The following is a 16,315-nucleotide window of genomic DNA, read 5'->3' as shown; positions in this document are numbered from 1 at the left end:
GTTCTTCGATCTTGAGTTATACGTTTACAGCGGTCCGTTGCCGTGGTGCTTGGTGGTGCGGGGGTGACGACGCTTGTCGGCCAGCAGTTTCAGCGACTGTTCGATCACCTCGCGTGTCTGCTCGGGATCGATCATCGCGTCGATCTCGCCCATTTCGAGCGAAAGATTGGCGTTCACGGTGGTCCTTTCATACTCGTCGGCGAGCCGCTGCCGCAGGGCGTTCACGTCCTGTCCGGCCTCCTTCGCCTTCTGCAGATCCTTGCGGTGGATGATGTTCACCGCGCCGGCCGCGCCGAGCACCGCGATCTGCGAGCTGGGCCAGGCGAAGTTCATGTCCGCGCCGATGGCCTTGGAGCCCATCACGATGTACGCGCCGCCGAACGCCTTGCGCAGGATCACCGTGATCATCGGCACCTGGGCGTTGGCGTAGGCGTAGATCACCTTCGCGCCGCGTCGGATGATGCCCGCATGCTCCTGGTCGCTGCCCGGCTTGTAGCCCGGCACGTCCACCAACGTGATCACCGGCAGGTTGAACGCGTCGCACAGCCGCACGAAGCGGGCCACCTTTTCGGAGGAGTCCACGTCGAGGATGCCGGCGCGCACGTTGGGCTGGTTGGCCACGACGCCCACCGGATGCCCGTCGATGCAGGCGAATCCCACGACGGCGGACTGGGCGAACAGTTCGTGCACCTGCACGAATTCGCCGTAGTCCACGATGCAGCGGATCACGTCGAGCACGTCGTAGGGCTGGCGGTCGTTGGCCGGCACGATCGTGGCCAGACGCTTCGCGGCCTCGGCCTCGGCGTGCCCGGAGGCGTAGGCGTACACCGGCGGCTTCGCGTCGGAGTTGGCGGGCAGATACGCGAGCACGGTACGCGCGTAGTCGATCGCATCGGCCTCGTCCTCGCCGAGATAATGGGCCACGCCGGACTTCGCGTTGTGCACGTAGCCGCCGCCCAGCTCGTCCATGCTCACCGTCTCGCCGGTGGTCACCTTGATCACGTCGGGACCGGTGACGAACATGTTCGAGTTCTCCTTGGTCATGATGATCAGATCGGTGAGGGCCGGGCAGTACACCGCGCCGCCCGCGCACGGGCCGAGGATCAGGGAGATCTGCGGGATGAACCCGCTGGCGTCGCATGTTCTGCGGAAGATGTGCCCATACTGGGTGAGCGCGGCCACGCCCTCCTGGATGCGGGCGCCGCCGGAGTCGATCAGCGCCACCACGGGGATCTTCAGGTCCATGGCCATGTCGATCAGATGGCAGATCTTCGCGCCTTCGGCCCGGCCCATCGTGCCGCCCTTTACCGAGAAGTCCTGCGCGTATACGGCCACTTTGCGGCCGTAGATATCACCGAATCCGGTGATCACCGCGGAACCGGCCACCCCGTTGTTGATGTTGCCGCCGTTGAACCGGCCGATCTCCTCGAAGGTGTCGGTGTCGAACAGCAGGTCGAGCCGTTCGCGGGCCGTGTACTTGCCTTTGGCGTGCTGGCGTTTGCGGGCGTGCTCTTCGGCGTCGCGGGCGAGCTGGGCCGCGCGGATCGCGGCCGAGCGGATCGGCTGGCGGTCGGCGTCGTCCCGCGCATCGGAGGCCGGGGCGGACGTCGTCGCCGAGGCCGGTGCGGAGGTCGGTCCGGGCATCACTGCGGTCATGTCGATCACTGCTCCTTTCCGGATCGGTCGGTCGCATTGCCGGTGACGTCGAGGGTCACCAGCGTCTCGCCGGCCTCCACACCGTCGGCCGGGGAGACGAAGATCTTGGTCACCGTGCCGGATGCGGGTGCGTACACGTAGTTCTCCATCTTCATGGATTCGAGCACCACGAGCAGATCGCCCTTGGCCACCTGCTGCCCTTCGGCCACGTTGATGCGGGTGACCACGGCCTGCATCGGCGAGGCGATGATGCCGGACTTCGCGCCGTCGTCGGCATGCTGGGCCTTGGCGTCCACGTTTTTGAGTCCGGCGCCGCGCAGCGGCTGGGTGGGCTTGCGTTCTCCGTGCCGACCGGCGCCCGATCCGAGTCCGGCGAGCATGGCCTCGGGGAGGGTGAGCTTGACGCGCTTGTCGTCCATTTCGATCACGAAGGTCTCAGCGGCCGGCTGTTCGCGGTTCGGCTCGGATCCGGCCAGCGAGGCGGGCTGACCGGTGACGGTGGTGCGCGGGGTCTTGTTGAGGTAGGTGCGTTCCAGCCACTTGGTGGTCACGGTGAACGGATGACCATGCTCGGCGGTGAACTCGTCGTTGGTGAAGATCTTCTGGAACAGGGTGGCGGGGGTGGGCACGCCGTCGATCTGCAGTTCGCGCAGCGCCCGGCGTACGCGGGCCACGGCGGTTTCGCGGTTCTGCGCGGTGACGACCACCTTGCCCATCATCGAATCGAATTTCGGAGAGACGGTGTCGCCTTCCTCCACACCGGAGTCGATGCGGATGCCGGGGCCGGATGGCCAGACGATCCGTTCCAGCGTGCCGGAGCTCGGCGTGAGGTTGGTGGCTGGGTCTTCGCAGGTGATGCGCAGTTCGAAGCTGTGACCGCGCGGTGCCGGGGCGGGCGTGAGTTCGCCGCCGGAGGCGATGATGAGCTGTTCGCGCACCAGATCGAGGCCACAGACCTCTTCGCTGACGGTGTGTTCCACCTGAAGACGCGGATTGACTTCGAGGAAGTACACGCGGCCGGAGGGGGTGACCATGAATTCGCAGGTGCCGAGGCCCACGTAGTCGACCTGCCGGAACAGGCGTTCGGAGAAGCCTTTGAGCTGCTGTTCCACGTCGCCGGGCAGGAACGGGGCGGGGGCTTCCTCCACCAGTTTCTGGTTGCGGCGCTGCACCGAGCAGTCGCGGGTGGAGTAGACGGTGAAGTTGCCGTGGCTGTCGCGGCCGGACTGGGTTTCCACATGGCGGGATTTGTCGACGAACTTCTCGATGAAGTATTCGTTCAGGTCGCCGCCCTGCAGCGCGTCGTGGTTGAGGAAGAAGCGGCGCAGCTCGTCGTCGTCATGCACGACGGTGATGCCGTGTCCGCCGCCGCCGTCGGTGCGCTTGAGCATCACCGGGTAGCCGTGCGAGTTGGCGAAGTCGAGCAGTTCGCGCATGTCGCTCACCGGTTCGCTCAGGCCCGGCACCGGCGGTACGTGCGCGGCTTCGGCCACGCGGCGGGCGGTGATCTTGTCTCCCAGATCGGTCAGGGCGGTGGGGTTCGGCCCCACCCAGGTGACGCCGGCGTCGATCACCTTCCGCGCGAAGCCGGGGTTCTCGGAGAGGAATCCGTATCCGGGGTGCACGGCGTCGGAGCCGGAGCGCTCGACGATGCTCATGATGAGATCCTCGTTGAGATACGTGTCCTTGTAGGTGTCTCCGGAGAGCAGATACGCCTCGTCGGCCATCTGCGCGGCCTGCGAATCGCGGTCCTGTTCGGCGTACACCACCACCGTGGAGATGCCCATCTCCTGCGCGGTGCGGACCACGCGCAGGGCGATTTCGCCGCGGTTCGCTATCAGCAGTTTCTTCATATATGCCTTTCGGATGGTCTGATGAGTCCGGGTTTGGATCTCAGTGACTGTGGAAATCGGAATGACCGTAAGGATCGAGAATCGGGAACGATATCCGTTATCGATCTGTGGTTTTCGACCTGTGTTTTTCGTCCTGTGGTTTCATGATCATCGGATGCCGACCGTTCGGCATCCGTCGCGGCGACCGCTAGTCGTTCGCCGTCGTGACCGATGGCCGGTCAATCATCGGGCAACACCCCCACATCCCCCGTGGTGACGATTCGTTCGGTACCGTCGTCGATCCGGACGGTCAGTGAAGCGTCATCGTTGATGGACTGCGCGACGCCGATCACCTCACCCCCCTCGGCCAGACGGGCCTTCACCCGTCGACCCAACGTCCAGCTCAGATCGACGACCTCGTCATGCAGACGACCCACGATCCGATCCGGATACGAGGCGAAGGCGCTCAGCCTCACCCGCAACGCCGTGGCCACCCCCGCGGCCAGACGGTCGCGCAGCTCGCCGTACGGCGGCAGCGGCGCGTAATGCAGTTGCAGCGACGTGGATTCCTCGGTGGGCAGTTCGTCGGGATCGACGAACAGGTTCAGCCCGATACCGAAGGTCACCAGCGCCCACTGATCGTCAACCTCCGTGAGCTCGGTGAGAATGCCACCCAGCTTGCGGCCGATCAGGAAGACGTCGTTCGGCCATTTGAGCGTGAACCGGGCTTCGGGATCAAGCTCGTGAGCCGAACCGTTCGTCAGTTCGGATCCCAGTGCATCAATCGCGGCAAGGCCGGCGATCATGGTCAGCCAGCCGGAGTCCGACCCCACGGCGAGCGCCTTCGGCACGGCGACCGCATACGAGGCGACGAATGATTCGCCGACCTTGTTGTACCAGACGCGGCCCAGTCGACCGCGTCCGGAGGTCTGGGTGTCGGCGATCGCCACGCTGACCGGCACCTGCACGGGTAGCTCGTCAAGATTCGGGGTCAGGCCCGACGAGGCAAGCCATGCGGCGGCCGCATCGGCGTTGTTGGCCTCATAATCCACATCGGCGCGGCGGGTCAGATCGGCCAGCGCCGCGGTGTCGGAATCGGGAATCGGTTCCGCAGTCGGTTCGGCGGGAACGTTCTCCTCTGAGAACAGGGTGCGCACCCGCTCGTCAAGCGGACGACCAGCGTCCTGCGCGGCTGCGGTCCGTGCGATCACCGAATTGGTGGAATCCACGGAACCGCTCAGCCACACCGAATCAGCCGCACGCAGCGTATGGACGAGGGTGCCCCTCCATGCACTGCGGCTTCCCCCGGACTGCTGATTGCTCATATGCCTCGCCTTCTGACGTCAACCATCGAAGCCGGCGGATGCTTCACCGGCGACACTTGTGGTTAGCCTCCAGCTAACAACGTCCGGAATCGATGCGAAAGCCTTACACCCACAAAAATCGAAAGCCAATTTTGTAGGTTCGTACAAACCTGATTCGCCGAACAGGGTTTTATGCTGAGGGATCAGCGACGAATTCCTTGGGTCGCTTTGTATGCTGATCTGGATTTACGGCATGATCCGGCGGTTTTGACGTCTCGCCGCGCAATCCATTCGGAGAAGGGTTTTGTATGAACGCACAACATCATGATTCCAAGGTTGTGGAATCCTCCAACGCGGCTCCGAAGCTGCTGGTCTCCGCCGGCAAGGTCGCCCTGTTCGCCGTGCTGATGTGGGCCGCCGCCGCGGCCGGCGCGATTCCGATCCCGGGCACTCCGGTGCCGATCACCCTGCAGACGTTCGTGGTGATGCTCGCCGGTCTTACGCTGTCCTGGCGCGAGGCGGGCTCCTCGGTGGCCCTGTATCTGGCTGCGGGCGCCGCCGGCCTGCCGGTGTTCGCTGGAGGCGCCTCCACGATGGCGCTGTTCGGCCCGAGCGCCGGATTCCTGCTCGGCTTCCTGCCGGGCGCGATCGTCATCGCCGCGCTGAAGGGTCGCACTCCGCTACGCTCCCGCACGCTCACCGCGCTGCGCTACTTCGGCGCGAGCCTCCTCGGCGGCGTCGTGGTGGTGTACGCCTTCGGCTGCGCCATCCAGTCCGCCCTCACCGGCGTGCCGCTGATTCCCGTGGTGATCGCATCCATGGGCTTCATCATCGGCGATCTGGTCAAGGCCGCCGTCGCCTCCCTCGCCTGCGCCGGGCTGATCCGTCGCAAGTGATCTTCGCGGGTGACCGCCGCACCCAGCCTGCGCAGGTGATCCGTCGCAGGCTGGGTGCCTTTCGGGTTTTCGGCTCCGACGTCGTGATGGCGTCGGAGCTTTTTTCACATTCTTTCGCATGGCTTCGCCCGCCCCTCATCAGTCGGCTGCGCCGACAGCTTCCCCCCAAGGGGGAAGCCCGCTAGTGAAACTACATCGCCTCCTACTGCTACGCCGACGGCTTTCCTCGGAGGGGGAAGCCCAAGCAACGGTGGCCAAGGTTCGGATATGGTGTTCTCGACCGTAAGGACTCGGCCTGAGCGGCCCGGAGCGTGTCGAGAACGCCATATCCGAACCGCCCAGCCCGAGCAATCCAGCCCGAACCGCCCAGCACCCAATCCCGAACAATCAGGCAATCCAGAGCAACCCGTCCGACGCCCGGCCCTGAACTAGTCGCGGCCGAACCAACCGACCCCAGACCGTCGCATCAGTCAGCTCCGCCGCCCGGACGAGGTCCGCGATCACGGCCATCGGTAGAATCGTGGTCGATGAATAAGGCGACGAATAAGGTTTCCCACAGGATTTCCCACAGGGTTCTCCGGAGCCTGCGGTGGCTTCTGGCCGCGCTGGCCTGTCTGTGGCTGGCGCTGTGCACGGCGGTCGGCCCGATCTACCGCGCGGATCGGTCGATCGCGAGCTTTTCGTGGATCAACGCGCTGATCGGCACAGCGGCGTTCGTCGCATATTTCGGTCTGGTGTGCCTGCTGGTGCGATGGGGCCGTGGCAGAACCGTCCGTATCGAAACCGTCCATACCGCAGCCGCCGAAAACGATATCCCCAGAGTTGTGAGCAATGGGGACAATCACTGTGGACAAGATGACCACTGTGGACAACGTGGACAAGTCTGGGGATTGACGCACGGTCCGCTCGCCCGCATCTGCCAGTGCATCATCCGGCCCGCCCGCCGATTCCTCGCGCGGCACGAGCAGGCCATCATACACGCCACCGACCGCGGCTGGAAGATCATGCTGATCCTCATCGCCGGATGGGCATGGTGCTATCTCACGCTGCTTGCCGCGTTCGGCGCGGACCTGTTCTCGCAGATCCGCGAATTCACGTCGTTCTGGGAGCAGTCCCACGGCGATCCGCAGATCTACCTCAACGGCACCGGTGTAGTAAACACCATCATGGACGTCTACCCCACTGCCCATTACTTGTGGCCCGCCGATCCGACCTTCCTGACCAATCAGCACAACATCGTGCTCACCCTGCTGTACGGTTCGGTCGCCTACGCCAGCCGTTCGATCACCGGGGCTGTGGACGCGGGCATCGTTCTGCTGTCCGGAGCCCAGTTCGTCTTCGCCGCGTTCTGCTGTGCGGCCACCGCGAACCGCTTCCTCAACCTGCCGTTCCTACGTGGTTCCGCCGAATTCGCTTCCTCATCCCACTGTTCCTCCAACCCCACCTCCTCCGGTCGTCTCACTCCATCGGGATCAGTCGCGCGCGTAGTCGTATTGGCCCTGCTGCTGCTCAATCCGATCGTCGTGTTCAGCACGATCTCCCTGACCAAATCCCCCCTGTTCGCCTTCGCGTTCGTCTGGTGGTTCGGCGTGCTGTACGAGCTGTACGCCACACCGTTCCGCACATCACTCCCCCACACCGCGATTCCGCCAACCGTCATTCCGCGGGCCATCATTCCCTTGGCCCTCAGCACGCTGGTCATGCTGGCGAGCGCCAAATACGCACTGTACGTGGTCGCATTGCAGATCGTGCTGGCTCTGCTCGCCGACCGCAAACGCTGGCGTATCTGGCTGGTGGCGATGGTGATTCCGCTGATCGTCTTCCAAGGAGCGCTCACCGCGCTCACCGCCACCGATACGATCATCGGCGGCGATCCGATCGAAAGCAAGGGCCTGCAGCTGCAGCAGATCGGCCGGGTGGCGCGCAACCGGCCCGAATCGATTCCCGATTCCGCCCGCAGGGAGATCGCCCCGATCATCGATCTTGACGCCGCGGCCAAAGCGTACTTCCCGCAGGACGCCGACCGTATGAAATCGTCAGGGTCCGCGGAAGACAAGCCCATCGTCTATCGGTGGCGTACGGTCACCGCCGACGACATGACCCGGTTCACCAAAGCGTGGATTGAGATCGGCCGAGCCGCGCCCGTGGACTATATCGACGGCGCGCTGGCCAAGATGTACGGCTATTTCGACGTGACCGACGGCGCTTATGTGTCGATGACCTACTACATCGACAACGGCGTGATGGAACGCAGCACCCCCGGTATCAAGCATTGGCTGGGCGGCTGGCGCGACGCGGTGGCCGCGTTCGCGAACGGCTGGGCCGGGATTCCGGTGCTCGGCTGGCCGACGCACGGCAATTTCTGGGTGGTGCTCACATTGGTGGTCGGCGCGGCGGAGGTGGTGCTGCGACGCTGGCGGTCGCTGGCGTTCCATCTGCCGATGCTGCTGCTCATGGGCGTGATGATGACCGCTCCGGCCAACAACTTCGAACGCCACATGCTGCCGCTGGCCTTCGCCTTCGCGTTCCTCGCCCTGTGGTTCCGTCGCGATTCGATCTCCGGTGATTCAGCCTCCACGGATTCGCCGTCCGTGGATTCGCCGCAATCGGGGATTTGCCGTGATCAATTTTTACCCAAAATTGATCATCAATATGCACAACATAATTGATCACCAATATGACGGCACTGATCCCAGTGTTCCCTCTTGAAATTCCGAAGTTTCCGAAAAACATTTGAATCCTTCACAAACGTACGATGAACCTTTCCCAAACCTTCAGAATCGCAAAGTCCGCGGTTGTATGGCCGCCGATAATGATAAATAATGAATCTTCGGCAATCTAAACGCAGTGTCCGGCTCCGCATTGCGTTTATTGTCCTATGCGGAGTTTTGTTCATTGTTCTTTACGGCATTTACTTGTTGAATAGCGAAAGAGCTACGTTAGCGTGGCCATGGACACAAGAGCACACGGCCACGGTGAAGGTAGTGGTAGCCGACCGCAACGGCGAGCCGATCCCCTATTGCAGCGTTTCCATACTGCCGACGAAATCTCGTTCTGCCCAAACACTCACCTTGCCTTACACGGGCGACGATGGCATCGTGACGTACCATGATCTGCCGGCAGGCAAGGCAACACTCTCCGTGGACTGCAATGGATCAATTGGTCCAGACACTCCACCTGTACGAGGACAATGGAACGCCGTCGTAACGATTACCGAAGACACTCCCACACAAACCTTTCCCGTCAGCATACCGTCGCAATAATCTCAAACCCGGTGGCGTGCGTTCCTCGCCCTGTGGTTCCGCCGCGGTTCGATCTCCGGTGATTCAGCCTCCACGGATTCGCCGTCCGTGGATTCGCCGCAATCGGGGATTTGCCGACTAAGCTAGCGGATATGAAATTCTCGGTACTGCATTCGCTTGGGCACGACGGCAACACAGGTCGTTCCGACGCCGGTCGCAGCAGTGCCGATCGCAGCCGTACCGACCGCAATGCGATCCGTAGCCGTACCGAGAAAACCGCGGGAGATGTACCGAAACCCGATACTCCCGATCGGCGGACCGTCAGCCGATCCAGCGTCAGCCGATCCGACGTCAGCCGATCCAGCGTCAGCTCCGACATGATCGCATCCACCGTCCGGCAGGTTACCGACGCCGATCCGGATGTGGCGAGGGAGGCGCAGGAGCTGGCCGAGCGGTTTCGGCTGAACAAGCCGCGCATCACCAAGCATCCCGATCTTCCGCCGGTGATTCATCAGATCATCGTCGAGGCGCAGGAGCGGATGAACACCGAGATGCGCTGGTATCACGATCTGACCCCGGACGATAAGAACCAGCTCAACATCGTGGCCGAAACGGCCGTGGCCAATTTCGTCGACTGGTATCGGGAGTCCAAGGACGCGATCGAACGCGCTTCCGCGGTCACGCCGGAACTGCCGAGGCCGCGCACCGACGAGATCTTCTTCGTCGCGCCGTTGGAGTTCACCAAGTCGATTTCACTCAACCAGGTGGTGGAACTCACCCGGTTCATCGTGGATTCCACGGAGGCCAATGTCTCCCGGTTCGCTGAGCCCGGCATGGAGCAGGCCACGTTGAACGCGATGATGTACTATTCGCGCGAGGTGGCGTTCTCCGCGGCGAATGTGTACGCCTCCAGTGCGCAGGCCCGCGGCGACTGGGATGCCCGGCTTGAGGCGCTTACCATCGCCGATCTGCTTGACGGCACGGCGAGCCATCAGGTGGCGTCTCGGCTGAATCTGCTGGGATGGCATGGCGAGTTCGCCTGCTTCGCCGTGGCCGGCGTCCTGTCGCATACGGGGGATATCAGTCTGAGTCTGGCGCATCGTCATGTGCGGCAGGCCGTACGCACGCTGGGCGGCGAGTGTCTGGTCAGCGAGCATGACGATCTCACCGTGCTGCTCATCGATCCCCGCCGCGGCGATCACAGCGACCACAACGACCACAGCATGGAGCCGGATGATTTCGTGCAGGCGCTGCTGCCGCTGTTCGACTCCTCGCCGGTGTGCGTGGGGCCGTTGAAGGAGAATCTTCCCGGCGCCTCGTACACGATCCGCGCGGCCGTGCACAGCCGACAGGCTGCCAAATGCCTCGCGAACGTGCCGCGGCCGCTCCGCGCCGACGACGTACTGCCCGAACGCGCGCTGCTCGGCGACGACGACGCCCGCCGCGAACTGTACGAGAACGTGTACAAGGTGCTGCGCGGCGACGACGATCACAATCCGCTGCTGCTCACGCTCTCCACGTTCCTGCGTTCCGGCAACGCGCTCGACGTCACCGCCCGCGAGCTCAACGTGCATCCGAACACCGTGCGATACCGGCTCAAACGGTCGGTGGAGGTGACCGGCTGGGATCCGATGAACCCGCGCGAGGCCTACGTACTGCTCACCGCCATCAAAATCGGCCTGATGCTCGACGACTGAGCGGGGGACGACTGAGCGGGGTGGACGGCTAAGTGTGGGACGAATCAGGCCTCGCCATCGTCACTGCGGTATTCGGCACGCAAATACTCTCGCAGAAACGGAATGGCGAAATCCACTGTTCCGCGAACCGGCGCCTTAATTACATGCTCGTCCAGCAACCGCTGCCTATAACCATTGGCGTAGCTCATGGTCTCACCCATACGACGGGCGATATCCGCCGTCGATGACGGACCATCGTCCTGCGCCATGGCCTTCAGATAGTCAACGCATCGTTCCGACAGCCGTTTGATCACCGGAGCGCAAACACCTGCCCCCAGCTTGGCGCGGGACTGTTCCACGCCAACGCGCACATCCTGCTCAAGGATCGTACGATCCATTCCTCCATCACGACGACGAGCATGCCTCCACATGCTGTAGCCAACCAGCTGAATCATGTACGGGTATCCACCGGTTGCCCGTGTGGCCAGGTCCAATGCCTTATCATCGATTGTGATGCCGGCGTTTCGTATGGTACTCGCCAATGCCGCGCGTACTTCATCAAGCGGAACGTCTCCCAACTCCTTGATCGATGCACGGCGGAGGAAGGTAAGCACCTTGGCGTTGAGCAGATCGGAGACCAACGACGGCAATCCTGCGAACACAAACGCCACTTCGGCATTCTCTCGAAGCATATGCTGAGCCGCCGTCGAGATCGCGGTCATATCCTCCAAAGAGGCATCCTGTGTCTCGTCAATAGTGATCAGCAGACCCTTTCCCTTTCCCAAGACATGCAGTCTGGCCACAATCGCATCCCTCAACGACGCCGGACGAAGAGCCGGAGCGATATCGATCTCTCCGATGCTCGCACCCATAAACGTTGGCTTAATGGTTGCCCCGGATATTTTTCCCGGTTTAGGCGCAGTACGCGCGATCAGACGATCACACAGACCTTCGGACGCGGTTTCGTCGATCACGTCCCAGTGCTGCTGCTTGGCGATCAGACCAAGCTCTGTCAGCATCACCGTTTTGCCGCATCCTCGAGGACCGGTGATCAGCATCAGACGATCCGGCGCACCAGGACCGTCCTCCAGACCTTCTCGGAAATCGAGACTGATCGATTCCCGCCCGATCAGCACCGGAGGCATCACGCCGGCGGTCGGTTTGAACGGATTGGCAGGGAACGACATGATCATCCTCCTCACAGACCACCATCATCAATCAGCATCATTAATTATAACAAATATAAAATCTATATAAAAAATGAGACAGTGTTTATATATAGGATGAAAAACTTGAAATTTCAGCATTTTTCAGTGTCCAAAAATTTAGCTATATAACAAATATAAAGAATATAACAAGGTCTCGGATTTCGAATTTACCGCAGGGCAGGGCCCACGCCGGTAAGCACGACGACTTTGAGCGATGCCGACGACAACGGCAGCGATGATCGTCCTCCTCTTTCAAAGAAATGCGACCAACCACTCAACCGTCTTGCATGCAAATCTCCCAGCCTTCCCCTTCGAGGGGAAGGTGGCCGACCACGTCGGCCGGATGAGGTGATGGGCCCTGAAGAGGAACCTTCAGAGCCCATCCATTGGATCCTATGCCGACCGGTAGCGCCGGAACACCTCTCGGCAAGCTACTTCACGGAGCGAATCAGGGAGACGAGCACCGCACCGATCAGCGCGCAGGCGGCGGCCATCGGGAAGATGGCGTGATAGCCGACCGCGGAGATCAGCGTGGCGGCGAGCACCGGACCGAGCACCTGACCGCCGGTGTTGGCGAGGTTCAGGATACCGAGATCCTTCGCCGCGGTGTTCGGATCGGGCAGTACCTCGATGTTCAGTGCCTGATCGACGGCGTTGTATGCGCCCATGCCGATGCCGGCGATCACACCGTAGGCGATCATCGTCCACGGCTGAGCCGAGAAGAACGGGATGATCGCACCAATGGCAATGCACATCGAAGCAATGATCACCGGCAGCTTGCGCCTGCCGATGCGATCGGAGATCGGGCCGGCGCAGGCCGACATCACGATTGCGGTGACCATCAGCGACAGTGAGATGATCGACACGAACTTCGCCGTCTGGCTGGAATCCTGCTTCATATAGTCGGTGAGGATGTACAGCTGGTATCCGGAGATCGCGAAGTTGGCGGAGACGATCAGGAACTTGCCGCATAGCGCCAGATAGTAATCGCGCGCGTGGTGCATCGGGAACGAGAAGTGTTCCATGAACATCGACACCGTGAACGCCTTCTTCGGCATGCCGAGACTCGACTGTTCGCGCATCATCACCGCGCCCAGAGGCCCGGCGATCAGCGTGAGTATCGCCATGGCGGCGATTCCCGTCGATACCTTGTCGAGGAACTGCGCGCCGATCGTCTGGCCGCCGTACAAGCCGATCGAATAGCCCAGCGCGTAGATCGAGGTGATCACGCCACGGTTCTTCGGCGCGGTGCGGTCGGAGAGGATCGCGATAGACGGGGCCACGATGGCGTTGAGGAACAGCTGGTAGACGCACCAGGCCACCACAAGAGCCGTCACTGTAGTCGTGGCGTTCACCACAAACAGCATGATGCAACAGGCGATCGAACCGAGGACAATCCACGGGGTTCGCCGCCCCCACCTAGTGCGGGTCAGATCGGAGAGCGCACCGAAGATGATGTTGGCGATCGTGGCCACGATCATCGCACTGGTGGAGAGCAGCGCAACCACGGCGGTTTTGGATTCCGGTGCAATCACCGCCACCTTGGCCGGCAGCAATACGGCCTGCACGCCAAGATACGGACCGATCCACAGGAAGGTCACCAAAGCCAGCGCCACACCCACCTTGTACGGCGGCTTCGGCTGCTGCTCATCGGTTATCGTGCCGCTCCATCCGGTCTCCATGGTATCGGCATCGGTTGCAGCACTCATAGCGTCACCTCCACGGACGACGCCGCTGGGTCTCCCCAGTACGACGAGACTTCAAGCAGCACCGCCCCTCGCGGCGACTCGACCTTGCGGGTTTCGGGATTCCAACGTCCGAAGGCGGTCAGATCAAGATCGACGAGCACGCTGCGTTCGGTACCTGTCGGCACGAACGCCGTTGCGAAGCCCAGAAGTTCTCGCTCGCCCGCACGGTCGCCATCCCTGACGGTGCCATACACCTGCACGACGTGGTAGCCGTCTTGCGCACCGGTATTGGATACGACGGTTTCCACCTGTCCCACGCCGGCTTCGGCGTCGAGGGATCGTACGGCGGCGTCTCGAAGCCCCCATTCGGTGTAGGAAAGACCGAATCCCAGCGGGAACAGTGCCTTGGAGCTGTTGTGCTGGATCAGTCGCTGGCCGTAGTAGCGGTCGTAGGTGATTTCGGTGGCGTCGATGTCGAGTTCCGGCAGATCGACGGCACTGGCCGGAATCGGATACGGCAAACGACCGGAGGGGTTGGTCTTGCCGGAAAGCACGTCGGCCAGGCCATGTCCGCCTTCGCTGCCGGAGTACCAGCCGAGCAACAGGGCCGGAACTTCGGCTTGCCACTCCTCCATCAGTACTGCACCGGCACTGACCACGATCACCACAGTTCGGGGATTGGCCGCGGCGACCTCATGGATCAGCGCCACGTCCTCGGCGTGCAGATGCAGGTCACGACGATCGCCTCCTGCGGTTTCGGTGCCGACGATGCTCGCGCCGCCTCCCATACGTTCCAGCACTTCCTTGCGCATGGCCTCCTGCTCGGGGTTCTTGGCGTCGGGGTACAGGGCCAGCAGGTCCTCCCGGTCGGCGATCGACCCATCCACGAACTCGCCTTCGTCGGCAGCCGTATAGCCCACCACCACGATGGCGATGTCGGCGGATTCCGCCGCGGAGGTCACCTTGGCGTCCGTAGATGCGGTCGCGTCCGTCGAATCATTGCCGGGCACATAGTCGACGTCGGCCTTGGCGAATGCCTCGCGGATGCCCTGCAGCGGCGTGACCACGGTCGGCGAGTGCACGTCGGAGGAACCGTGGTCGCCGGTGTTGGCCATGTCGGCGAGACGGCCGAATACCGCGATGCGACCGGCGGCATCCGGGTTGATCGGCAGAACGGGAGAGCCTTCCACCGCATCGTTCTTCAACATCACCACCGCACGGGCCTCCACTTCGCGAGCCAGCGCCATATGCGCATCGCTCGCCACGGTGCCCTTCGGCTCCTCGCTCCATCGTTCGGCATAGTAGCGCAGCTGGTTGTCGAGAATACGCAGACCGGAGCGTTTCACGTCATCCCAGCTCACCTCACCGGATTCCAGCGCGGCCTTGAGTTCCTCGCCTCTCTGCTGAGTGAACGGCTCCTCGATGTCGAGACCGTTCCTCAGTGACTTCGCGGCGTCGCGCAGGCCCCAGATGAAATCGGAAACGGCGAGGCCCCTGAATCCCCAGTCGTCTCGCAGTACCTGCGTGAGGTTGTAATGGTTCTCGCCGCCCCACTCTCCGTTGATGGAGTTGTAGGAGCTCATCACCGCATGCACACCGGACTCGGCCACATGCTTGAAGTGCGGCAGATACACTTCGTTGAGCGTGGCCTCGTCCACCTTCACGTCCACGCTGAATCGGGCGTTCTCCATGGAGTTGCAGGCGAAGTGCTTCATGCACGCCATGGCATTGTGCTGCACGCCGCGGGACAGCGCCGCACCCATGCGGCCGAGGATCACCGGCTGATCGGAGTAGGTTTCCTGGGCACGACCCCACGCGGGGTGCCGTGGAAGGTTGATGCACACGCCGCCGAAGAAGTTGCCACCCTGTTCGCGGATCTCCTCGCCGATCGCCACACCGACACGCTCCTCAAGCGCTTCATCCCAAGTGGCGCCGCGGGCCATCGACACGGGGAATGCGGTGGACTTGCCCCGCACGCATCCGCGCGGACCGTCGATGAAATGCGTGCCAGGGATGCCGAGCCGATCGATTTCGCCGTGCACGTACGGGTTGACGTTGTATCCGTCTCGCACGAAACTCAGCATGCCCTCCCAGAACGGGGTATCGCCGTCGAGCAGCGCAAGACGCTCATCGTCGGTGAGCTGATCGTAAAGTTTCTCCGCTTCGGCAAGCGAATCCGCACCCCTGCGGACTGCGGCCAGAGACCGGCCGAACGCACTGGAATCGTCAACATACACACTCATGGTTTTCGCACCCCCGGGTTCTAAATAGAAGCGCAACACCTGTCTAAGGTTGGAAGTGTTCAAGTCCACAACCGAAGAGAAAGTGCTGCGCCCATGACGAAAGTGTATTCCCACCTGTCGGCCGAGGAACGAGTCCGGATCGACGAACTGAGGAACCGAGAGGGGCTCGGCGTGCGCCAGATCGCCCTGAGGATCGGCCGGGACAAGTCCACGGTCAGCCGCGAGCTGAGGCGCGGCCTGTGGTTCGCGTCCAACGAGAACGACTCCTACCGTCCGTACAGGCCGAAACGCCTGAAGACGGGCGCATGGACCGCGCGCCCGTTCTACTCGGCCCTGACCGCGCAGCGCAAGGCCGAGACCCGCGCCCGCAGGTCGCGCAAGCCCCTGCGCATGGCGTACGACCCGCTGCTCTCCTGGGTGATGGACGCGCTGCGCAAGGGATGGACGCCGGAGCTGATCGAGGGACGGCTCAAAATCGAATGGCCCGACGACCCGCGCATGCGGATAAGCCACGAGTGCCTCTACCAGTGGATCTACGCCAAACCCCAGAAGGCGCTGGACCTCAGGCAG

The 16,315-nt window shown here is 62.6% G+C and carries 10 protein-coding genes; 4 read left to right on the top strand and 6 right to left on the bottom strand.

Annotation, left to right across the window (positions count from 1 at the left end; genetic code table 11):
• Positions 1–24: 24 nt before the first annotated feature.
• The 3 genes from Uis1B_RS00230 to Uis1B_RS00220 all read right to left on the bottom strand — a co-directional run bounded on the left by Uis1B_RS00230 (position 25) and on the right by Uis1B_RS00220 (position 4,813).
• Positions 25–1,656 carry an acyl-CoA carboxylase subunit beta gene (locus tag Uis1B_RS00230; RefSeq protein ID WP_243390181.1) on the bottom strand — a complete coding sequence of 544 codons (1,632 nt, stop codon included), beginning with the start codon at positions 1,654–1,656 and terminating at the stop codon, positions 25–27.
• A 5-nt stretch (positions 1,657–1,661) separates the two neighbouring features.
• Positions 1,662–3,509, bottom strand: a complete 1,848-nt coding sequence (locus Uis1B_RS00225; RefSeq protein WP_101614427.1) for an ATP-binding protein — start codon at positions 3,507–3,509, stop codon at positions 1,662–1,664.
• 218 nt (positions 3,510–3,727) lie between these two features.
• Positions 3,728–4,813, bottom strand: coding sequence for a biotin--[acetyl-CoA-carboxylase] ligase (locus Uis1B_RS00220; protein WP_101614425.1), 1,086 nt, complete (start codon positions 4,811–4,813; stop codon positions 3,728–3,730).
• Between the two features lie 287 nt (positions 4,814–5,100).
• On the opposite strand from Uis1B_RS00220, the gene Uis1B_RS00215 reads away from it, so the two are divergent.
• The 3 genes from Uis1B_RS00215 (at position 5,101) to Uis1B_RS00205 (ending at position 10,627) form a co-directional block, all read left to right on the top strand.
• Positions 5,101–5,688, top strand: a complete 588-nt coding sequence (locus Uis1B_RS00215; RefSeq protein WP_101614423.1) for a biotin transporter BioY — start codon at positions 5,101–5,103, stop codon at positions 5,686–5,688.
• A gap of 527 nt (positions 5,689–6,215) precedes the next feature.
• Complete coding sequence (locus tag Uis1B_RS00210; RefSeq protein WP_101614421.1) at positions 6,216–8,357, top strand: DUF6020 family protein; 2,142 nt, start codon at positions 6,216–6,218, stop codon at positions 8,355–8,357.
• A gap of 725 nt (positions 8,358–9,082) precedes the next feature.
• Entirely contained in the window at positions 9,083–10,627 is a 1,545-nt protein-coding gene (locus tag Uis1B_RS00205) for a PucR family transcriptional regulator (RefSeq protein ID WP_101614419.1), read from the top strand.
• Positions 10,628–10,671: 44 nt separating this feature from the next.
• Here Uis1B_RS00205 and Uis1B_RS00200 read toward each other — a convergent pair whose 3' ends face one another.
• The 3 genes from Uis1B_RS00200 to Uis1B_RS00190 all read right to left on the bottom strand — a co-directional run bounded on the left by Uis1B_RS00200 (position 10,672) and on the right by Uis1B_RS00190 (position 15,745).
• Positions 10,672–11,751, bottom strand: a complete 1,080-nt coding sequence (locus tag Uis1B_RS00200; protein ID WP_279324923.1) for an AAA family ATPase — start codon at positions 11,749–11,751, stop codon at positions 10,672–10,674.
• Positions 11,752–12,245: 494 nt separating this feature from the next.
• Positions 12,246–13,523 carry an MFS transporter gene (locus Uis1B_RS00195; RefSeq protein WP_101614415.1) on the bottom strand — a complete coding sequence of 426 codons (1,278 nt, stop codon included), beginning with the start codon at positions 13,521–13,523 and terminating at the stop codon, positions 12,246–12,248.
• Positions 13,520–15,745 (bottom strand): glycoside hydrolase family 3 protein, encoded by a 2,226-nt coding sequence (locus tag Uis1B_RS00190; RefSeq protein ID WP_101614413.1) that lies wholly within the window; start codon positions 15,743–15,745, stop codon positions 13,520–13,522. Before Uis1B_RS00190 ends, Uis1B_RS00195 begins: the two co-directional genes overlap by 4 nt.
• Positions 15,746–15,838: 93 nt before the next feature.
• Between Uis1B_RS00190 and Uis1B_RS00185 the strand changes: the two genes are divergently transcribed.
• Positions 15,839–16,315 (top strand): helix-turn-helix domain-containing protein (locus Uis1B_RS00185; protein ID WP_133124773.1); only part of this gene is annotated, 477 nt, incomplete at its 3' end.

Origin of the sequence: Bifidobacterium margollesii (assembly GCF_002860355.1) — a bacterium.
Classification (GTDB): Bacteria; Actinomycetota; Actinomycetes; order Actinomycetales; family Bifidobacteriaceae; genus Galliscardovia; species Galliscardovia margollesii.
Note: the sequence above shows the minus strand (reverse complement) of the source record. Positions and strands in the feature narration are given on the sequence as shown.